The sequence below is a fragment of the Nocardioides sp. LHG3406-4 genome (assembly GCF_049897745.1).
Taxonomy (GTDB): domain Bacteria; phylum Actinomycetota; class Actinomycetes; order Propionibacteriales; family Nocardioidaceae; genus Nocardioides.
Window position 1 is genome coordinate 105,749 of the sequence record NZ_JAFCWV010000008.1, and the last position, 19,215, is coordinate 124,963.

The 19,215-nt window shown below is 72.9% G+C and carries 18 protein-coding genes; 11 read left to right on the forward strand and 7 right to left on the reverse strand.

The window, feature by feature from the left end:
- Positions 1-71 precede the first annotated feature (71 nt).
- Positions 72-347, forward strand: a complete 276-nt coding sequence (locus ACP7BP_RS21250; protein WP_426247683.1) for a hypothetical protein — start codon at positions 72-74, stop codon at positions 345-347.
- A gap of 24 nt (positions 348-371) precedes the next feature.
- Entirely contained in the window at positions 372-2,204 is a 1,833-nt protein-coding gene (gene glmS / locus ACP7BP_RS21255) for a glutamine--fructose-6-phosphate transaminase (isomerizing) (RefSeq protein ID WP_426247684.1), read from the forward strand.
- A gap of 9 nt (positions 2,205-2,213) precedes the next feature.
- Here the strand turns inward: glmS and ACP7BP_RS21260 are convergent, their stop codons facing one another.
- A complete protein-coding gene (locus tag ACP7BP_RS21260) occupies positions 2,214-3,491 on the reverse strand; it encodes a calcium-binding protein (RefSeq protein ID WP_426247686.1) in 1,278 nt (425 codons plus the stop codon).
- 99 nt (positions 3,492-3,590) lie between these two features.
- Between ACP7BP_RS21260 and ACP7BP_RS21265 the strand changes: the two genes are divergently transcribed.
- A complete protein-coding gene (locus ACP7BP_RS21265; protein WP_426247688.1) occupies positions 3,591-3,920 on the forward strand; it encodes a hypothetical protein in 330 nt (109 codons plus the stop codon).
- Here ACP7BP_RS21265 and ACP7BP_RS21270 read toward each other — a convergent pair.
- Entirely contained in the window at positions 3,900-4,313 is a 414-nt protein-coding gene (locus ACP7BP_RS21270; protein ID WP_426247689.1) for a hypothetical protein, read from the reverse strand. The two genes, ACP7BP_RS21265 and ACP7BP_RS21270, sit on opposite strands and share 21 nt — an antisense overlap.
- A gap of 122 nt (positions 4,314-4,435) precedes the next feature.
- Here ACP7BP_RS21270 and ACP7BP_RS21275 point away from each other — a divergent pair, with 122 nt between their 5' ends.
- From ACP7BP_RS21275 to ACP7BP_RS21290, 4 genes are all read left to right on the forward strand, one after another.
- The gene (locus ACP7BP_RS21275; protein WP_426247690.1) at positions 4,436-6,265 is read left to right on the forward strand and encodes a penicillin-binding transpeptidase domain-containing protein; all 1,830 of its coding nucleotides are present in this window, start codon (positions 4,436-4,438) and stop codon (positions 6,263-6,265) included.
- Between the two features lie 253 nt (positions 6,266-6,518).
- Complete coding sequence (locus ACP7BP_RS21280) at positions 6,519-7,241, forward strand: nucleotidyltransferase domain-containing protein (RefSeq protein ID WP_426247692.1); 723 nt, start codon at positions 6,519-6,521, stop codon at positions 7,239-7,241.
- Positions 7,242-7,397: 156 nt separating this feature from the next.
- Complete coding sequence (locus ACP7BP_RS21285; protein ID WP_426247694.1) at positions 7,398-8,837, forward strand: NAD-dependent succinate-semialdehyde dehydrogenase; 1,440 nt, start codon at positions 7,398-7,400, stop codon at positions 8,835-8,837.
- A complete protein-coding gene (locus tag ACP7BP_RS21290) occupies positions 8,837-9,826 on the forward strand; it encodes a DUF2332 domain-containing protein (RefSeq protein ID WP_426247696.1) in 990 nt (329 codons plus the stop codon). The genes ACP7BP_RS21285 and ACP7BP_RS21290 overlap by 1 nt, the downstream gene beginning before the upstream one ends.
- A gap of 108 nt (positions 9,827-9,934) precedes the next feature.
- Here the strand turns inward: ACP7BP_RS21290 and ACP7BP_RS21295 are convergent, their stop codons facing one another.
- From ACP7BP_RS21295 to ACP7BP_RS21310, 4 genes are all read right to left on the reverse strand, one after another.
- A complete protein-coding gene (locus ACP7BP_RS21295; protein WP_426247698.1) occupies positions 9,935-11,191 on the reverse strand; it encodes an MFS transporter in 1,257 nt (418 codons plus the stop codon).
- A gap of 41 nt (positions 11,192-11,232) precedes the next feature.
- Complete coding sequence (locus tag ACP7BP_RS21300; protein WP_426247700.1) at positions 11,233-12,489, reverse strand: low temperature requirement protein A; 1,257 nt, start codon at positions 12,487-12,489, stop codon at positions 11,233-11,235.
- 86 nt (positions 12,490-12,575) lie between these two features.
- Entirely contained in the window at positions 12,576-14,111 is a 1,536-nt protein-coding gene (locus ACP7BP_RS21305; RefSeq protein WP_426247701.1) for a glycerol-3-phosphate dehydrogenase/oxidase, read from the reverse strand.
- The gene (locus ACP7BP_RS21310) at positions 14,108-14,692 is read right to left on the reverse strand and encodes a TetR/AcrR family transcriptional regulator (RefSeq protein ID WP_426247702.1); all 585 of its coding nucleotides are present in this window, start codon (positions 14,690-14,692) and stop codon (positions 14,108-14,110) included. Before ACP7BP_RS21310 ends, ACP7BP_RS21305 begins: the two co-directional genes overlap by 4 nt.
- Positions 14,693-14,709: 17 nt before the next feature.
- On the opposite strand from ACP7BP_RS21310, the gene ACP7BP_RS21315 reads away from it, so the two are divergent.
- From ACP7BP_RS21315 to ACP7BP_RS21330, 4 genes are all read left to right on the forward strand, one after another.
- Positions 14,710-16,290: an FAD-binding oxidoreductase gene (locus tag ACP7BP_RS21315; RefSeq protein WP_426247704.1), complete on the forward strand. Its 1,581-nt coding sequence runs from the start codon at positions 14,710-14,712 to the stop codon at positions 16,288-16,290.
- Entirely contained in the window at positions 16,287-17,177 is an 891-nt protein-coding gene (locus tag ACP7BP_RS21320) for a diacylglycerol/lipid kinase family protein (RefSeq protein WP_426247705.1), read from the forward strand. The genes ACP7BP_RS21315 and ACP7BP_RS21320 overlap by 4 nt, the downstream gene beginning before the upstream one ends.
- A 96-nt stretch (positions 17,178-17,273) precedes the next feature.
- Positions 17,274-17,666 carry a YciI family protein gene (locus tag ACP7BP_RS21325; protein WP_426247706.1) on the forward strand — a complete coding sequence of 131 codons (393 nt, stop codon included), beginning with the start codon at positions 17,274-17,276 and terminating at the stop codon, positions 17,664-17,666.
- Positions 17,667-17,670: 4 nt separating this feature from the next.
- Positions 17,671-18,897 carry an RNA polymerase sigma factor gene (locus ACP7BP_RS21330; RefSeq protein WP_426247707.1) on the forward strand — a complete coding sequence of 409 codons (1,227 nt, stop codon included), beginning with the start codon at positions 17,671-17,673 and terminating at the stop codon, positions 18,895-18,897.
- Positions 18,898-18,987: 90 nt separating this feature from the next.
- Here ACP7BP_RS21330 and ACP7BP_RS21335 read toward each other — a convergent pair.
- Positions 18,988-19,215 (reverse strand): integrase core domain-containing protein (locus tag ACP7BP_RS21335; protein WP_426247708.1); only part of this gene is annotated, 228 nt, incomplete at its 5' end.

Below are 19,215 nucleotides of genomic sequence, written 5' to 3' on the forward strand. Positions count from 1 at the left end.
ACATCGGGCCGTTCTGCCCGAAATCGGGCAGAAAGTTGCCTTCCGGCACATACCTGGCGCAGGATCTGGTGGTGCCCGGCCCGAATCCCGCTGCTGACCCACTGGTGGTGCACCTGATGGAGACCACGGGGCTGTCGTCCGCCGAGGCCCGGCGGGTGATCGACGACGTGGTGGCCTTCCACCGAGAGTCCACCGACGACTTCGTCCGTCGTCGGCACGCTCGGCTCAAGGCCCACGGGGCCAAGAACTCCGACATCTACGACCAGATCGCCACCGAGCTGGCCCAGCGCGTCGTCGCCGGGCCCGAGCTCACCGCCCGGCAGGTTCGCCGGATCATCTACGGCTGAACGGCCGGACGAACAGGAGACACCATGTGCGGGATCGTCGGCTACATCGGCTCACAGCAGGCTCCGTCGATCCTGCTCGAGGGGCTGGGTCGTCTCGAGCACCGCGGCTACGACTCGGCCGGCCTCGTGGTCCGCACCGACGGACGGGGAACTCGGGCCCTCAGGGTCGCCAAGCGGGCCGGGCGGGTGCGCGACCTCGCCGACGGGCTGCCGAAGAGGTTCACCGGCACCGCGGGCATCGGCCACACCCGCTGGGCCACCCATGGCCCGGCCACCGACGTCAACGCCCACCCGCACACCGATGCCGGGCAGCGGGTCGCCGTCGTGCACAACGGGATCATCGACAACGCCAGCGCGCTGAGGGAGCAGCTCGCGGCCGACGGCGTCGAGCTCGTGTCCGACACCGACACTGAGGTGATCGCGCACCTCGTCGCCCGGTCGCCGGCCGACACCCTCGAGGGCAAGGTGTCCGATGCCCTGTCAGTGATCGACGGCACCTGGGGTCTCGCGGTGCTGCACGCCGACTTCCCCGACCGCATCGTGGTGGCCCGCAACGGCAGCCCGCTGATCGTCGGTGTCGGGGACAAGGAGATGTTCGTCGCCTCCGACCTGGCCGCGCTGGTGCGGCACACCACCACCGTGGCGATGCTGGACGACGGAGAGCTCGCCACCGTCACCTCGGGCGGCTTCACCACCTTCCGTCACGACCTGACGGCCACCGCGAAGGCCGCCACCCGCGTCGACGTGGACCCCGACGCCTACGAGGCGGGCGAGCACGCGTCGTACATGCACAAGGAGATGCTCGAGCAGCCGGCCGCTGCCGAGCGGATGCTGCGCGGCCGGCTCGACGAGCGCTTCGGGGCCACGCACCTGGGCGGCCTCAACATGGAGCCCCGGGAGTTCCGCGCGATCCGGCGGGTGAAGATCCTGGGCTGCGGCTCGGCGTACTACGTCGGCCAGATGGGTGCCGGCCTGATCGAGGACCTGGCCCGCATCCCGGCCGATGCCGAGGCGGCCAGCGAGTTCCGCTACCGCAACCCGATCATCGAGCCGGACACGCTCTACGTCGCGGTCAGCCAGTCCGGCGAGACCATCGACACGCTGCTCGCCGTGCAGGAGATCCGTCGCAAAGGCGGGCGCGTCATCGGCCTGGTCAACGTCGTCGGCAGCGCGGTCGCCCGCGAGTGCGACGGCGGCATCTACCTGCACGCGGGACCCGAGGTCGCGGTGGCGAGCACGAAGGCGCTGACGAACATGTTCCTCGGCTTCGCGCTGCTGGCGATCCAGCTCGGCCGGGTGCGCGACCTCTCCATCGCCGACGGCAGGCGGCTGGTGACGGCGCTGGAGGCCCTGCCCGGCCAGATCGAGCAGGTGCTGGCCAAGGAGGAGGAGTACGCCGCGGTCGCGCGCACGCTGGCCGAGGCGCCGAGCCTGTTCTTCATCGGCCGGGTCCGCGGCTTCCCGGTGGCGCGCGAGGGCGCGCAGAAGTTCAAGGAGATCAGCTACCGCCACGCCGAGGCCTACCAGACCTCCGAGCTCAAGCACGGCCCGCTCGCGCTCATCGACCCCGCACTGCCCACGGTCGCCGTAGTGCCGGCCGACGACCTGACCGAGCGGAACGTGGGCGCTCTGCACGAGATCGCCGCCCGCCGCGGGCCGCTCGTCGTGGTCACCCACGACGGCGTCGACCTGGGTGGCGTGGCCGCCACCCGCATCGACGTACCGCGCAGCGAGCCGGAGCTGGACCCGATCCTGATGACCCTGCCGCTCCAGCTGCTGGCCTACCACGCGGCGCTGCACCTGGGTCACGACATCGACAAGCCGCGCAACCTCGCCAAGTCGGTCACGGTGGAGTGAGCGCGAGCGCTAGCAGGACCTGACCTTCTCCGCCCGCACGCAGCGGTCTCGCCCGGCGCCTCCCCAGACCTCGTCCCGCCCTGAGCCGCCGTCGAGACGGTCGGACCGGTTGCCGCCGTAGAGGAAGTCGTTGCCGCCCAGCCCGAGGATGCGCGCCGTGCCTCCCAAGATGTTGCTGGCATCGAGGTAGTCGGCCCTGCGGGTGCCGCGGATGACCCAGCGGTCCCGGGAGAGCTGTGCCGCGCCGAGCTCCTCGAACCCCGTGACCCGCCCCCCGGCGCTAGCGCCGGGTGCGGCGGCACGGAGCCGGCCACGAGCCAGGTCGACCTCGATACGGGCGCGGCTGACGCTACGACGCCAGCCCTCGCCGCGGTTGGCGGCCAGGATGTCGTGCCCGCGGCCGCCGGCAGCGTGCACCCCGGTCGTGGCGAGCAGCTGGACGCCGATGACGTCCCGGCCCGTCCCTCCGCGCGCGACCACCTCACCGGCGCCGTCACTGGCGACATGGTCGCGGCCGACGCCACCCAGCATGGTGTCGTCGCCGGCGCGGGACTCCAGCTCGTCATCGCCCGTGCCGCCGTCGAGCCGGTCGTCGCCCTCGTCGGCCCGGTCGAGGCCGCCCATGGAGTCGCAGCCCACTCCCAGCGCGTTGTCGCCCCGCAGGACGTCGTCGCCGTCACCGCCGGTGAGCACGTCGTCGCCCGGGCCGCCGCAGAAGTGGTCGTTGCGGGCGGTGCCGGTCATGGTGTCGTCGTAGGCCGTGCCGTGGATCGTCAGCCCGGGCACCAGCACCACGGTGTCGACGCCGTCGGCGATCACCCGCCCCGAGACGAGGTCCACGGTGATGCCGTGACCGAGCGACTCGTAGTCGAGGGTCTCGTCGTCCGCAGCGCCGCGGAACCCGCGCGTGTCGACGCCGAGGTCGACGTAGTCGTCGCCGGGTCCCGGGTCGACCGTGTCAGCGGGACCGGTCCTGGTGCCGCCCGGGTCGGCCCACGCCGCGTTGAAGCCGCCGAAGAGCCGGTCGTCACCAGGACCGCCATAGAGGAAGTCATCCTCCTCGTCGCCACACAGGACGTCGTCCCCGCCGAGCCCGCTGATCGTGTCCGGACCGCCGAGACCGGCGATGACGTCGGGGCCCTCGGTCCCGACCAGCGTGTCGCTCCCGGTCGTGCCGGTGATGGTTGCGGTGCGTCCGTCGCAGCTGACGGCCTCGGCGGCGGAAGCGCTGGCCGGGTGGAGTGTCGCTGCCACCAGGGCGGCAAGCACTGCGAGTCGTGTCTTCATGGTCTACCCCCGAGTCGACGATGGATGGTCACCCTACGACGCCTTCGGGGCGTGCCCGAGCCATCGAGCGGCTGGTTTCTGACCTCTACCATTCGCGACATGGACACTCAGCTCGGACTGCTGCTGATCCTCGGGCCGTTGGCCCTCATCGTGATCTCGGGCGTCGGTTTCCGGTTCCTCGGCCCGGGCCGATCATCACCGGCACCGATCGACGCGGCGGGTCACGAGATCGGCGAGGTGCGGCTCGAGGTGGCTCGGTCCATCGCCGCGGGGATGGTGGCACCCGGTGCCGTCCCCGACGAGGAGACTCTCACCCAGGTCCTGGTCCTCAAGGATCACGGGAGACCGGTGCACGGCGTGAAGCTGCTCCGCGAGCGCACGGGGCTCGGACTCACCGTGGCGAGACGGCTAGTCAGCCGACTCCCGTAGCGGGGCAGGAGCCGACGACCTCAGCTCGTCCTCGACCGCGCGGCGCGCATCGGGCAGTCGCAGCAGCGCCTCGCCGCGCATCAGCAGCACGACCTCGTTCGACTCGTTGAAGACGCCGCGAGCGGCCACCCCGGCGCGCTCCCAGATCAGGACCAGCTCGAGCGTGAGCCGAGCGATCGCTCCGTCGTGGGGGCGGGAGGGGTTCCAGGTCCAGGCGCTCAAGGGCACCGAGCCGAGGTCGGCCAGCGTCTGCGCGAGTCCCTTGGCCTGCGGATAGCTGTCGTCGAGCACCGGCGTGAACACCCGGACGAGCACCTCGGCGGCGAGCTCGACGGGGTCCATCGCCAGCAGGGTGGCGAGCTCCGGCGGTCGCCCGGCGGGGTTCTTCGGCATGCGCGGACGGTAGCTCCGGGCGGTGACCGCTCGGCTCCGGCCGGATGAACCGCAGCAGAACGTGGAGGACCGCCATGTGTCTCGATCCGCGAAGTTTCGGCACCGCTTGATAGACAGACGCCATGCGCATCCGGACCGGCTCGGCGGCCCTCACCCTGCTCCTGCTCTCGGCCTGCCTGTCGGCCTGCGACCTGCCATGGTCCGACGGGCCCGACCCCGAGCCGGTGCTCGAGGGGCTGGCCGGCGCGCTGGAGACAGGGGACGTGCCGACCGAGCTGGCGCCGGTGCTCGAGTCGGTGGCCGACCTGCCGCGCTCGGTCACCGCCGCGGACACCGAGGTGGCCGACGACGTCGCGACGTCGGCGCTGACCTGGCAGTGGGAGGTGGCCGGTGAGCCCTGGGAGTACGACGTCCCGGTCGAGCTGCGACTCGTCGACGACGCCTGGAAGGTCGACTGGACCCCGGCCCTGATCCACCCCGACCTCGCCGACGGGGACACCCTCGACACCACGACGATCAACCCCGCTCGCGGCCCGATCACCGGCGCCGGCGACCTGCCCCTCGTGACCGCGCGCGACGTCGTACGCTTCGGCATCGACCGCACCCAGGTGGACGTCGCGCAGGCGGACGCGTCGGCGCGGGCACTGGCGGCGCTGGTCGAGGTCGACCCCGACCGCTTCGCGACCGCCGTCACCGCGGCTGGGCCCAAGGCGTTCGTCGAGGCCATCGCGCTGCGCACCGAGGACGTCGAACCGGCCGTCGCCCAGGGCATCGAGGCCATTCCCGGCGCGCGCGGCATCCCCGGCACGCAGCAGCTCGGCCCCACCCGCGGGTTCGCCGCGCCGATCCTGGGGACCGTCGGACCGGTGACGGCCGAGATGGTCGAGAAGAGTCCCGAGACCTACGCCGTCGGCGACGTCGCCGGGCTCTCGGGGCTCCAGTCGAGGTACGACGCGCAGCTGCGCGGCACCCCCGGCCTGGTGGTCGACCGGGTCAGCGCCGACGGCGCCGAGGAGGAGCTCTTCCGCGTCGACCAGACCGACGGCCAGCCGCTGGCCACCACCCTCGACGAGCGCCTCCAGATCGCGGCCGAGCGGATCCTCGCCGGTGTCGGCCCGGGCAGTGCGCTGGTGGCGATCCGGCCCTCCGACGGGGCGATCCTCGCCGCGGCCAACGGCCCCGGCACGGAGGGCTACAACCTGGCGACCTTCGGTCAGTTCGCACCCGGGTCGACCTTCAAGATCGTCAGCAGCCTCGCCTTGCTGCGCGCCGGGCTCACCCCTGCCAGCCCGGTGCCGTGCACGTCGTCGGTCGTGGTGGACGGCAAGCGCTTCGAGAACTACGACGACTACCCGATCGGCCGGATCGGCACCATCCCGCTGCGCTCGGCGCTCGCCAACTCCTGCAACACCGCCTTCATCGCCTCGCGCGGCAAGCTCCCGGACAGCGGTCTCGCCGACGCGGCCGCCTCGCTCGGGCTCGGCGTCGACCACGGCCTCGGCTTCCCGGCGTACTTCGGGCAGGTCGAGCCGCCGGCCAGCGAGACGGAGAGGGCGGCCGACATGATCGGGCAGGGCAGCGTGCTGGCCTCACCGATGACGATGGCGGCGGTGATCGCCTCGGTGCAGGCCGGGCACACCGTCGTGCCCCACCTCCTGACCGCGACCGCCGCCGCCGAGCAGACGCCGATCCCCGAGGCCGACGTGCTGCGCGGGATGCTGCGCGGGGTGGTCACCGAGGGCAGCGGCACCTTCCTCGCGGGACTGCCCGGGCCGCCGGTGATCGCGAAGACCGGCACCGCGGAGTTCGACCGCGACGGCAAGCGCATGCTGCACGCCTGGATGGTGGCGGCGCAGGGCGACCTCGCCGTGGCCGCGTTCGTGGACGTGGGGCTGGGCGGACGGCGCACCGCGGGCCCGCTGCTCGAGGCGCTGCTGCGCGCCGGAGGCTGACGGCTTCCGCTCGCTGCCTGGGGCGGTGGGAGTCACCGGATATCCGGTGACTCCTGGGGTTCGTGCCCATCGCACAGGGCACAAACCCCACGACTCGCCCACAAACCTCGACCGAGGGGGTGCACGAGGGTTGATCAGCCGTTCGACCAAGGCACACGTTTGGTCGAACGGTTGATCAACCACGAAGGCTTGGTCTGGTCGCCGCCGCATCCATCTGCTCGTCCTCGGCTGCTCTCGGATCTAGGGTGCGGCCATGAAGGAGCCGCCGGTGGTCGAGGAGCTGGGCCGCCGGTTGCTTGAGCTGGGCTGGGTCACCGAGCTGTGGGTCGGGGGATCGCTGGCGACGGGGGACTACTCGCCGGGGATCAGCGATCTCGACCTGACGGCCCTGGTCGCCGGGCCGGTCGACGCCCGACGCCGTACGGCGCTGGCGGAGCTCCACGGGGACCTGGATGCGGGGATGGGCGCTCAACTGGACCTCGGCTGCGTCTACGTCGACGGGGCGTCCCTGCTCGACCCGGAAGCGAGGCACCCGACCTGGACGCACGGCTCGATGGTCGAGCGCATCTTGTCGGGGGTGGCCAGGGCAGAGCTCGTCCGCCACGGCTACGCCGTCGTCGGGCGGGAGCCCCTCGAGGTGCTGCCCGCGATGACTGACGACGACGTCCGGGCGGCCGCACGCGCCGAGGTCTGCGGCTACTGGGCCTGGGCGGCGCGCCGCCCCCGGATGTGGCTCGACCCCGTCATCGCCGACCTGGGGCTGACGTCCATGGCACGCGGCCGGCACAGCCTGGTCACCGGCGAGCTGCTCACGAAGTCGGCGGCCATCGAGCGTACCGACGCACCGCAGTGGCTGGTCGAGCAGCTCAGGGCGAGGCGGCGCGGCGAGGACGTGTCGTCGCCTCGGCTCCGCACCGCCCTGATCGCGTGGCGCGATGCTCGGCGTACCGTCGTGGGCGCCCGGAAGCGAGCCTGAAGAAGGTGGGCCCCTTGCCGCATGGGGTCGGCAAGGGGCGCCTGGCCCATCCCTTGCGGGGGGCCTAGAGAATGTTCCCACGGCGGGGATGGGCGCGTCACGACCTCCGCCAAATGACAAAGCAAAATCCCGACCGGTCCAGACGAGGTGAGTCACGTGTCCGACTTCAAAGACCTGCTGTTCATCGGTGGCGAGTGGCGGGCGGCCGCTGACGGCACGACCTTCGACGTCCTCGACCCCGCCGACGAGTCGGTCCTGGCGAAGGTCGCGGACGCCGGCGAGGGAGACGCGATCGCCGCCCTCGACGCCGCGGTGACGGCCCAAGCAGGCTGGGCCGCCACGGCCCCGCGCGAGCGGGGAGAGATCCTGCGGGCGGCGTACGAGCTGGTCGTGGATCGCACCGACGACCTCGCCCGGCTGATCAGCCTCGAGATGGGCAAGCCGCTGGCCGAGGCGGCCGGCGAGGTGGCGTACGGCGCGGAGTTCCTGCGCTGGTTCGCCGAGGAGGCGGTCCGCATCCACGGCCGCTGGATGACCGCCCCCGACGGCAGGAGCCGGCTGCTGACCCTGAAGAAGCCGGTCGGACCGTGCCTCTTCGTGACGCCGTGGAACTTCCCCCTCGCGATGGGCACTCGCAAGATCGGCCCGGCGCTCGCCGCCGGCTGCACCATGGTCGTGAAGCCCGCGGAGCAGACGCCGCTGACGATGTTGGAGCTGGCCGGGATCCTCGCCGAGGCGGGCGTGCCGGCCGGGGTGCTGAACGTCGTGACGACCAGTTCCTCCTCTGAGGTCGGCAAAGCCATCATGGGCGACGACCGGCTGCGCAAGGTGAGCTTCACCGGCTCGACAGAGGTGGGCAAGATCCTGGTCAGGCAGTCGGCCGACAACCTCCAGCGCGTCTCGATGGAGCTGGGTGGCAACGCGCCGTTCCTCGTCTTCGAGGACGCCGACCTCGATGCCGCGGTCGACGGCGCGATGATCGCCAAGATGCGCAACATGGGCGAGGCCTGCACGTCGGCGAACCGCTTCCTGGTGCACTCCTCCATCGCCGAGGAGTTCGCGTCACGGCTGGGGGAGCGGATGGCGGCACTGACCGTGGGACGTGGCCAGGACGACGGCGTCGACGTCGGACCGCTGATCGACACCGACGCGGTCGAGTCGGTCGGGCAGCTCGTGACCGACGCCGTCCACGACGGTGCCCGCGTGGTGTGCGGCGGCGAGGCGCCGACCGGCGCGGGCTACTTCTACCCGCCGACGGTGCTGGCCGACGTACCCGCCGGCGCGCAGATCAACACCGTGGAGATCTTCGGGCCGGTCGCCCCCGTGACCAGCTTCGAGACCGAGCAGGACGCGGTCGCGGCGGCCAACGCGACGGAGTACGGCCTGGTCGCCTACGCCTACACGCGCGACCTCGACCGCTCGCTGCGGCTGGCGGAGTTCCTGGACTTCGGCATGGTCGGCATGAACACCGGCCTCGTCTCCAACCCGGCCGCGCCGTTCGGCGGGGTGAAGGCGAGCGGCTTCGGACGCGAAGGCGGCTTCGAGGGCATCGAGGAGTACCTCGAGACCACCTACGTGGCGCTCCCGGCCGGCTGATGGAGCTGCACACCGACGTCGTCGCGCAGTACGCCGACTTCGCGCGGTACGCCGCGGGCGAATCGCCGTGCCTGGAGGAGTGGGCGCTCGGCGTGGTCGCCGACGCCGACGTGCAGGCGTGGATCGCGACGCTGCCGGGCATCAAGCAGCAGCCCAACCTCGTCTTCGCGGCCGGACGCTGGCACGGCGTGCCCGCTCCAGGGCCCTACTCCGGTCTGCGCGCCGCGCTGCTCGCCGACGAGTCCGCCGGAGGCGCGATCCGAGCGACGATCATGGCGCGCGCCACGCAGACCAACGAGGTCGGCCGGCTGGCCACGCTCACCCCGGTCCTCGCGCAGGTGGCGGCCGCCGCGGGCCGCCCGCTGGCGCTGCTCGAGGTCGGCCCGTCGGCGGGGCTGTGCCTCTACCCCGACCGCTGGTCCTACGACTGGTCGCCTCTCGGCGTGCTGTCGGGCCCCGGTCCGCTGCTGACGTGCGAGGCGTCCGGTCCGATGCCGGTGCCGGACGCCCTGCCGGAGGTGGCCTGGCGCGGCGGCATCGACCTGCACCCGCTCTCGGTCACCGACCCCGACCAGATGGCCTGGCTGGCCAACCTGGTCTGGCCGGAGCAGGAGGACAGGCGGGCCAGGCTCCAGCAGGCGATCGCCATCGCCGCCGCCGACCCGCCGTACCTCGTCGCCGGTGACCTGCTCGAGGATCTGCCGGACCTGGTCGACCAGGCGTCGTCGTACGGCGAGGTGGTGGTGTTCCACAGCGCGGTGCTGGCCTACGTGGAGGATCCCGGGCGCCGACGCTTCGAGGACATGATGGCCGGACTGGTGGCCGACGGCCGGTGCCGCTGGGTGAGCAACGAGGGCAAGCGGGTCCATCCCGTCGTCACCGCCACCGGGCCGGAGATCCCCGACGACCAGGTGGCGTTCGTGCTGGGCCTCGACGGCCGCGCGGTCGCCTGGACCCGCCCGCACGGCGCCTCGATGCGCTGGCTGTGAGGCGCCTTGGTGGATGTGAGGGCGCCTCGGTTTCGAGGCTCGTCGCTGGCGCTCCTCGCACCTCAACCAGCGGCGGTCGCTCGCAGCTGAACCAGCGGCGCCGGCACGTCAACCAGCGGTCGTCGTGACCCGGTAGCGCACGAAGCTCGGCACGGCGATCGCGGCGACCACGGTGAGTACGACGACCAGCACGCCGCCGCCCGTAGCGGCGACCGCGGTTCCGACGATGGCCGCGGTGGCACCGTGGGCGACGTCGGCGACGCGCGGACCGCCGGCGACCACGACGATGAAGATGCCCTGCAACCGGCCGCGCACGGCGTCGGTGGCCACGGTCTGCAGCATGCTCGTGCGGAAGGCCGCGCTCGCCATGTCGGCGGCGCCGCCGATCACCAGCATGAGCAGGGCGATCACGAGCATGACGCGCGGTGAGACGTCGGCGAACCCGACGGCGAGCCCGAAGCCGGCCATGGCCAGCCCCCAGACCACGATCGCGACGACCACCGCGCGGCCCTGTGCGGCGACCCGGGAGACCCAGCCCGAGAAGATGCCCCCGAGCACGGCTCCCGCGGGGATCGCGGCGAACAGCATGGCGAAGGCCAGCCCACCAGCCTCCGGCCCGCCGAAGCTCTCGTGCGCCACCTCGGGGAAGAGCGCCCGCGGCATCCCGAAAACCATGGCGATGATGTCGACGACGAAGGACATCAGCAGCACCGGCTGGCCGCGTAGGTAGCCCAGCCCCTCGACCACCGACCGCAGCCCCGGCACTCCGCCGACCGCTCCCTCCACCGGCAGCGGCGGCAGCCGGACCACCGCCGAGAGCGTGGCCAGCAGCGTGAACGTGTCGATGAGGTAGAGCCACTCGAACCCGAGAACCGGGATCAGCGCACCCGCCACCAGCGGGCCGCCGATCGCCCCGGCCTGCATCACGGTCATGTTGAGCGAGTTGGCCGCCGGCAGCAGCTCGTCGCCCACGAGTCTCGGCACCACGGCGCTGCGCGTGGGCTGGTTGACCGCGAAGAACGCCTGCTGCACGGCGAACAGGCACAGCAGCAGCCACACGTTGCGCATGCCCATGGCGGCCTGGAGCCAGAAGAGCCCGCTGGTGAGGATCATCCCGACCGTGGTCACCACCAGCAGGGTGCGCCGGTCGAACACGTCGGCCAGCGCGCCGCCGTACAGCCCGAAGACGACGAGCGGCACGAGGCCGAAGACGCCGGTGAGCCCGACGTACGCCGACGAGCCGGTGTCGGCGTAGATCTGCGCCGGCACCGCGACCACCGTGAGCTGAGCGCCGATGACGGTGATGATGTTCGCCAACCAGAGTCGACGGAAGTGCTCGTTCTGCAGCGGGCGCGTGTCTGCCACCAAGCCACGGAACTGCACGCGTGGACGATACGTGTGAGGAGTCAGCGTCGCTCGAGGTGGTCCAGCACGTCGGCGTTGTGACGGTGCCCGATCAGCTCGTAGCCCACCACCGTGACCCACGGTGTGGCGGCGAGCACGACCAGCGCCCACGTCATCGACGTGTCGGCGAGCAGCACGGCAGCGGCGACGCACACGGCCGACGCGGCGACCAGGGGCACGTGGAACGGGTCGAAGGTCCGGGTCAGCAGGGCGTACATGACGTAGAGCATGGCGACGTAGACCGCCACCGGAACGGCGACGGTCAGGACGGTGGCCGTGCGGCCCAGCGCGGTGTCGTCGCCGAGGAGGTAGGCGGCCACGTGCAGCCCGGCACCGACGGCGACGATCGAGCCGAAGAGCACGATGTGGCCGTAGCCCCAGCCGAAGGCGCGCTCCTCGCGCCGTGCGGCCAGCAGTGCGCCGTGCGGCAGCACGAAGTAGGTCCACCAGATGCCGAACGTCAGGGCCACCCCCGCGAAGGCGAGCAGCCCGACGTCGACCGACCAGCCCGGGCCCTCAGGTCCCACGAGCACGTTGAGGGAGGCCGTCGTGCCGATCAGCCCCTCCCCGAGGGCGATGATCACGATCAGGCTGTAGCGCTCGGCGATGTGGTGCGGGTGCCACGGCGACCCGCCCAGGCGGAGCTCGGCGATCATCGGGCCGGCGACCTCGACGGCGTACGGCACGATCGCGATCAGGAAGAACGGGCCGACCGGGAGGTCCAGCAGCACCAGCCCGACCCACAGCACCTGCGCGAGGACGATCGTGAGGACGTAGGTGTTCGCGACCCGGCGGTGGTCCGGGTCCTGACGGGCGGCGCGCAGCCACTGGGCGACCATCGCGATCCGCATGATGACGTAGCCGGCCACGACCACCTTGTTGTCCAGGTGGTCACCGTGGAGGAGCGACTCGTACGTCGCCGGGATGCCGAGCGCCAGCACGAGGACGCCGATCATCTGCACCATCGTGGTGAGGCGGTAGACCCAGTCGTCGGTGTCGTACGCCGACGCGAACCACGAGAAGTTGATCCACGCCCACGAGATGGCGAACACCGAGAAGGCGAAGCCGATCAGTCCCTCGCGCACATGGTCCTCGGCGAGGAAGTGGGCGAGCTCGTCGGCCGCCGTGCCGAAGGCGATGACGAACGTGAGGTCGAACAGCAGCTCCAGGGGCGTGGCGGCCCGGTGCGACTCCGACGGATCGCGCCCGCGCATCCGGGTGAGGCCGTGACGCAGCGGTCCGGCGTGGCTCACGCTCATGCGCAGACATTAGACCGACGTGCCCCCGCCGGTTGAGGTCCCTGGGTGTCTTGGTTTCGAGGCTCGTCGCTGGCGCTCCTCGCACCTCAACCTGCGGCGGCGCGCGCGCCTCGTGCCTCGACGAGCGACAGGGCGCGCTCGGCAGCAGGCACGGCGAGCGCCCGGTCGGCGGCGACCAGCCCGATGCGGGTACGCCGGTCGAGCAGGTCCCCCACGTCGTGCGCGCCCTCGTGGGTGACGCCGAAGACCAGCTCCGCGAAGGTCGCCGGCACGCGGTCGGCCACGGGAGCCAGCAGCGCGTCGTCGTCGTACCCGGTCATCGCGCGCGCGGTGTCGAGCACCAGCGCCGCGTCGGTGCCGTAGCGCCGGACCAGGCGGGCGGGCAGCTCTAGACCGGCCAACTCGGCGCGGGGCGCGGCGCCCAGCAGCGGCGTGCGTGCGGTGACGCAGGGCCCCGCGTCGAGGGCGCAGGCGTCCAGCGCGTCCTGGGCCATCCGGCGGTACGTCGTGAGCTTCCCGCCGACGACGGTCACCACCCCGGTGGCCGAGCGGAGCACCGCGTGCGAGCGGGAGAGGTCGGCCGTCGACCCGTCGCCGGTGTCGAGAAGCGGTCGCAGCCCGGCGAACGCGCCCACCACGTCGCTGCGTCGGAGCGGGCGGGAGAACGCCGCACCGACCACGTCGAGGAGGAAGCCGATCTCGTCGTCGGCCGGCTCGGGCACGTCGGGCACCTCGCCCTCGACGGGCTCGTCGGTGAGCCCGACGTAGATCGTGCCGTCGGGCTGGGGGAGCACGAGCACGAAGCGGTTGGTCTCTCCCGGAACGGGCGCGGTGACCGCGACCCGCAGCCCCGGCAGCGTGGCGGCGCGCAGCACCAGGTGGGTGCCTCGGCTCGGCCGCAGCCTGACCTCGTCGACCAGGGAGCCGGCCCACACGCCGGTCGCGTTGACGACCGCACGCGCGGTGACCGTCCGGGTCGCGCCGGTGAGCTCATCGCGCAGCTCCACCCGGTCGCCGGTGGCGGACAGAACCCGGGCGCGGGTGCGCACGTGGGCGCCGTACGCCGCGGCCGTGCGAGCGATCGTGGTGACGAGCCGGGCGTCGTCCTCGAGCTGGCCGTCCCAGGAGAGCAGGGCGCCGCGCAGCCCTTCGGGTCGCAGGTCGGGAGCGAGCGCCAGCGCCTCGGTGGCGGAGATCCGGCGCGGGCGGGGCAGGGTCTGCGCGGAGGTGTGCGCGCTGCGTCGCAGCAGGTCGCCGGCCGTGAAGGCGGCCCGGGTCAGGCCGCCCTGCCGTCTGCTGACGCTCGAGCCGAGCGGCGCCAGCATCGGCAGCGCGTGGGTCAGGTGCGGAGCGGTGACCTCCATCAGGATGCCGCGCTCGATCGCGCTCTCTCTGGCGACGCCGACCTGTCCCTGGGCGAGGTAGCGCAGTCCGCCGTGCACCAGCTTGGACGACCAGCGGCTGGTGCCGAACGCGAGGTCGTGGGCGTCCACGGCGAGCGTCGACAGGCCGCGGGTCGCCGCGTCGAGGGCGCACCCGGCGCCGGTGACGCCGAGCCCGACCACCACCACGTCGACCTCGGCGGGCACGCCGTCGAGACCGGCGGCGATGTGCGGGCTCATGGCGCCAGCGCGCGCTCGACGAGGGTGCGCAGCTCGGCCTCGAGGTCGGCCTCGGTGACGTCGTCGTCGACCATCGTGTGCGCGCTCAGCACGAAGCCGTGGGCGGCCAGGAGCAGCGCCCGCGCGATGACCTGCGGGTTGCACCGGCGGATGGTGCCCGCCTGCTGACCATCGACGATGGCCTGCTCCATCAGCGCGATGACCGCCTCCTGCGAGCGGCCGCGACGGTTGAGGAGGTAGGGCAGCAGCAGCTCCGGGTCGAGCTCGACGATGCGCACGAAGAGCTCGTTCTCCCGAAGCGCCCGCACCGTGGCCAGCACGGTCTCCATCAGCGTCCCACCGTGGCTCGCGGCCACCACACCGGCCCACTCGCGGGTCATCAGGTCGCCGAGGAGCTGGGACATGTCGGACCACGCGCGGTAGATCGTCATCCGGCTCACGCCCGCGCGGCGGGCGATCTCGGTGAGCGTGGTCCGGCGCCAGCCGACGTCGAGGATGCAGGCCCGGGCGGCGTCGAGATAGGCGTCCTCGCGGGGGTCGGCACGGGGTGCCTCTTCGGGCGAGTGACGAAGTGACGACATGTGTAACACTGTAACGCATGACTCCTGGTGACGCACGCGAGATGCACCCCCACCGCTGGGGCGACCCCGCCGCTGCCGCAGCCCTCCCCGATGCCGCCCGCGCGCTGGTCGAGCTGGCCTTCGGCGCGGCCGAGACGCCCGCCGTCGAGGAGTTCGCCCTGCCCGAGCCGACCCTGGCCGAGGAGGTCGTCGCCGAGCTGCGCGCCGTCGTCGGCGACGAGCACGTGCTGGCCGACGACGACATCCGGCGACGGCGTACCCGCGGCAAGTCGACGCCCGACCTCCTCAAGGCCCGCGCCGGCGACTTCGCCGACGCCCCGGACGTGGTGGTGCGACCGGCCACCCACGACCAGGTGCAGGCGGTGCTCGACCTCGCCGTGGCCCGGCGGGTCGCCGTGGTGCCGTTCGGCGGCGGCACCGCGGTCACCGGAGGGCTGGTCGCCCTGCGTGACGGCTTCACGGGCGTCATCTCCCTCGACCTGGGGCGCATGAAGGGCGTCCGCGACATCGACCCCGTGTCGATGACCGCGACCCTCGAGCCCGGCCTGCGCGGACCCGAGGCCGAGGCACTGCTCGGGGAGCACGGCCTGACGCTCGGCCACTTCCCGCAGTCCTTCGAGTACGCCTCCATCGGCGGCTTCGCCGCCACCCGCTCGTCGGGGCAGTCGTCGGCCGGCTACGGCCGCTTCGACGCGATGGTCGTCGCCCTCACCGCGGCCACCCCGTCCGGGCGCCTCGACCTCGGCACCGCGCCCGCGACCGCGGCCGGCCCGGACCTGCGCCAGCTGCTGCTCGGCTCCGAGGGCACGCTCGGCGTGATCACGTCGGTGACCGTGCGGGTGCGGGCACTGCCCGCGACCACGGCGTACGACGGTTGGCGCTGGCCGACCTTCGGGGAGGGGGCGACCGCCATGCGCACGCTGGCGCAGTCCGGGCTCCTGCCCACCGTGCTGCGGCTGTCCGACGAGACGGAGACCGCCCTCAACCTGGCCCGGCCCGAGTCGATCGGCGGCGCCGGCGACGGCGGCTGCCTGATGGTCGCCGGCTACGAGGGCACCCGGGCCGCCGTGGACGCCCGGCGGGCTGCCGTGTCGGCCGCGCTCGAGGATCTCGGCGGGGTTCCGCTCGGTGAGGAGCCGGGCACCGCCTGGGTCCGGGGCCGCTTCCACGCGCCGTACCTCCGCGACTCGATGCTCGACGTCGGCGTGCTCGTCGAGACGCTCGAGACCGCGACGTTCTGGTCCAGCCTCGAGCGGGTGTACGCCGCGGTGCGCGAGGCCCTGACCGGCTCGCTGGGCGACCAGGCGATCGTGCTCTGCCACATCTCGCACGTCTACGAGACCGGTGCCTCGCTCTACTTCACCGTCGCGGTCAAGCAGGGCGAGGACCCGTTGGCTCAGTGGCGCGCGGCGAAGACCGCCGCGACCGACGCGATGGTCGACGCCGGCGCGACGATCACCCACCACCACGCGGTCGGCACCGACCACAGGCCGTGGCTGGCGCGCGAGGTCGGCCCCGTCGGTGTGCAGATCCTGCGGGCGGTCAAGGCGTCCCTCGACCCGGCCGGCGTGCTGAACCCCGGAGTGCTGATCCCGTGAGCGGACGCTCCTTCACCTTCCTGGTGAACCCCGCCTCCGGTGGCGGTGCCGCACCGGGGGCGGTCGTGCCGGTGGCCCGGCTGCTGCGGCGGGCCGGCGCCACGGTCGAGGTGACCTACTCGCCCGGGCCGATGGCGGTCCGGGTGCTCGCCACCTCCGCCGTCGAGCGCGGGGACGTGGTCGTGTCGGTCGGGGGCGACGCGATGGTGTCGTCGCTGGCCGGCCTCGTCGCTCGCCTCGGCGGCACCCTCGGGATCGTGCCCACGGGCCGGGGCGACGGCCTCGCACGGATGCTCGGCCTGCCCACCTCACCGGCACAGCAGGCTGAGCTGCTCCTCACCGCAGCTCCTCGCACGATCGACCTGCTCCGGGCCGGCGACCGGGTGGTCGTCGGCTGCGTCCAAGCCGGCGTGGACGCCCGCGCCGCGGCGACCGCCGACCGGGCCCGGTGGGTGCCGAGGCCGCTGCAGTACCCGCTCGCGGCGCTGCGCGCGCTCGCCTCGTACCAGCCGGGGCGCTACCGCATCGTCGTCGACGGCACCGCGTCCGACGTCTCGGCCGCCACCGTGGTCGTCGCCAACTCGGCGTCCTGCAGCAGGGGCATGCGGATCGCGCCCGAGGCGGTCCTGGACGACGGCCTGCTCGATGTCGTGGTCGTCGGGGCGGCGTCGCGCCTCGCGCTGGCGCGGGCCCTGCCGAGCCTGTACGACGGCTCGCACGTCGCGCGCCCCGACGTGACCGTGCTGCGGGGCCGGCGGGTCGAGCTGTCCGCGCGGGACGCCCGTCCCGTGCCGGTCGGCGCCGACGGCGCGCCCCTCGGCGTGCTGCCGGCGGATCGACCGCTGGTGGTGGAGATCCTCCCCGGCGCGCTGAGCGTGATCGCCTGACGCCGGCCGAGACGGCGATGTCGAGAACGCGCAGCCGGCTCCGATGTCCCTGTGGATGCCGACCCGGCACCATGAGAGCGACACGAAGGAGCAGCCATGAAGTACGTCATCCTCATCCACTCCAACCCGCAGCCCTGGGGACACCCGACGGGTGACTACAACGCCGCCTTCCAGGCGCTGCCGCCCGAGCGGCGCGCGCAGCTGGACCGCGAGTTCGAGGAGCTGCTGACCCGGATGCGGGCGGACGGCGAGCTGGTCGGCGGGGAGGCGCTGGGTGACCCGGCGACGGCCTCGGTCTACCGCTGGGAGGACGATGCCGTCCTCGCGACCGACGGCCCGTACTCCGAGGTCAAGGAGCACCTGGCCGGCTTCTTCCTCATCGACGTGGCCGACCGGGAGCGCGCCGAGGAGATCGCCCAGCGGTTCGCCAGCCCGGGCGACACCATCGAGCTCCGGCCGGCGATGTGGCCCGGCGGTGCGGACGAGTGAGCCGGTGAGCGCCGGGCTCGAGGACGTGTGGCGCCGCGAGGTCCCGCACGTCCTCGGTGCCCTGGTCCGCCGCTACGGCGACTTCGACGCCTGCGAGGACGCCCTGCAGGAGGCGATGGCCGACGCGACCGTGCAGTGGGCCCGCGACGGGGTGCCCGAGCAGCCGCGCGGCTGGCTGGTCCGGGTGGCGTCGCGCCGTCTCGTCGACCGGTGGCGCGGCGAGCGCGCCCGTGCCGACCGCGAGCTGCGGGTGGCCGCCGAGGAGGTGGACCCCGGGCCGGGCCCGGCGGAGGACGACACGCTCGACCTGCTCTTCCTCTGCTGCCATCCGTCGCTCTCCACCGCGTCCCAGGTGGCCCTCGCCCTGCGCGCCGTGGGTGGGCTCTCCACCGAGCAGGTCGCGGCCGGATTCCTGGTGCCCACGACCACGATGGGGCAGCGGATCAGCCGTGCGAAGGGCACACTCCGCGAGGCCGGTGCACGCTTCGGACCGCTGCCCGCCGCCGAGCGCCCAGCGCGCCTGGCCGCCGTACGGCACGTCCTCTACCTCGTCTTCAACGAGGGCTACACCGTCAGCCGCGGCGAGGCCCTGGTCGACGTCTCCCTCACCGACGAGGCAATCAGACTCTGCCGCCTGCTGCACGAGCGGCTGCCCGGCGACGACGAGACCGCGGGCCTGCTCGCGCTGATGGTGCTGACCGCGGCGCGCACCCCGGCCCGCACCGACCACGCCGGTGACCTCGTGCGCCTGGCCGACCAGGACCGGTCGCTGTGGGACCGACGGCTGGTCGCCGAAGGGGTGGCCATCCTGGAGCGGGTGCTCCCGCGGGGACGGGTGGGCCGCTTCCAGCTCGAGGCCGCGGTGGCCGCCGTGCACGCCGAGGCCGCGCGGGTCGAGGACACCGACTGGCCGCAGATCGCCACGCTCTACGCGATGCTGCACGACGTCTCCCCGAGCCCCGCGGTCACCCTCAGCCGGGCGGTCGCGGTGGGCATGGCCGAAGGCCCGCTAGCGGGGCTGGCCCTCACCGACCCGCTGCTGGCGGACCGGTCGATGAGCCGGCACCATCGCCTCCACTCCGTGCGTGGCCACCTGCTCGAGCTGGCAGGTCGGCCGGGAGAGGCGGCTGAGGCCTACCGCGTCGCGGCCAGCCTGTCCACGAGCATCCCGGAGCAGCGCTACCTCAACGCCCGGGCGGCCGAGGTGCGGCGCCAGGCCCGGCCGTCCTGAGGGGGTCTCTCCCCGTCCCACCTGGCCCCGGGGTTTTGTTGGAACGTTCGCGCAACGCGCGTTGCGCGAACGTTCCAACAACTGCCAGGACTAGGTGTGATGCCCAGCCAGGTTGTCCAACCGGGTGATGGGTGGAAGGCCACCGAGGGCTGAGTGGGGCCGGTGGTGGTTGTACTGGTGCAGCCATCCTGCCAGCGACGCTCGTCTGGCGGCTTCGGAGTTGTAGAGCTTCTTGTAGGCCCAGCCGTCGCCCATGGTGCGATGGAGTCGTTCGATCTTGCCGTTCGTCTGGGGTCGTCGCGGTCGTGTGCGCTTGTG

What these genes read in the sequence shown, in the direction of transcription:
- glmS (WP_426247684.1), top strand. Translation starts at nt 372, where the DNA reads ATGTGCGGGATCGTCGGCTACATCGGCTCACAGCAGGCTCCGTCGATC.
- ACP7BP_RS21260 (WP_426247686.1), bottom strand. Translation starts at nt 3,491, where the DNA reads ATGAAGACACGACTCGCAGTGCTTGCCGCCCTGGTGGCAGCGACACTC.
- ACP7BP_RS21265 (WP_426247688.1), top strand. Translation starts at nt 3,591, where the DNA reads ATGGACACTCAGCTCGGACTGCTGCTGATCCTCGGGCCGTTGGCCCTC.
- ACP7BP_RS21270 (WP_426247689.1), bottom strand. Translation starts at nt 4,313, where the DNA reads ATGCCGAAGAACCCCGCCGGGCGACCGCCGGAGCTCGCCACCCTGCTG.
- ACP7BP_RS21275 (WP_426247690.1), top strand. Translation starts at nt 4,436, where the DNA reads ATGCGCATCCGGACCGGCTCGGCGGCCCTCACCCTGCTCCTGCTCTCG.
- ACP7BP_RS21280 (WP_426247692.1), top strand. Translation starts at nt 6,519, where the DNA reads ATGAAGGAGCCGCCGGTGGTCGAGGAGCTGGGCCGCCGGTTGCTTGAG.
- ACP7BP_RS21290 (WP_426247696.1), top strand. Translation starts at nt 8,837, where the DNA reads ATGGAGCTGCACACCGACGTCGTCGCGCAGTACGCCGACTTCGCGCGG.
- ACP7BP_RS21300 (WP_426247700.1), bottom strand. Translation starts at nt 12,489, where the DNA reads ATGAGCGTGAGCCACGCCGGACCGCTGCGTCACGGCCTCACCCGGATG.
- ACP7BP_RS21305 (WP_426247701.1), bottom strand. Translation starts at nt 14,111, where the DNA reads ATGAGCCCGCACATCGCCGCCGGTCTCGACGGCGTGCCCGCCGAGGTC.
- ACP7BP_RS21310 (WP_426247702.1), bottom strand. Translation starts at nt 14,692, where the DNA reads ATGTCGTCACTTCGTCACTCGCCCGAAGAGGCACCCCGTGCCGACCCC.
- ACP7BP_RS21315 (WP_426247704.1), top strand. Translation starts at nt 14,710, where the DNA reads ATGACTCCTGGTGACGCACGCGAGATGCACCCCCACCGCTGGGGCGAC.
- ACP7BP_RS21325 (WP_426247706.1), top strand. Translation starts at nt 17,274, where the DNA reads ATGAAGTACGTCATCCTCATCCACTCCAACCCGCAGCCCTGGGGACAC.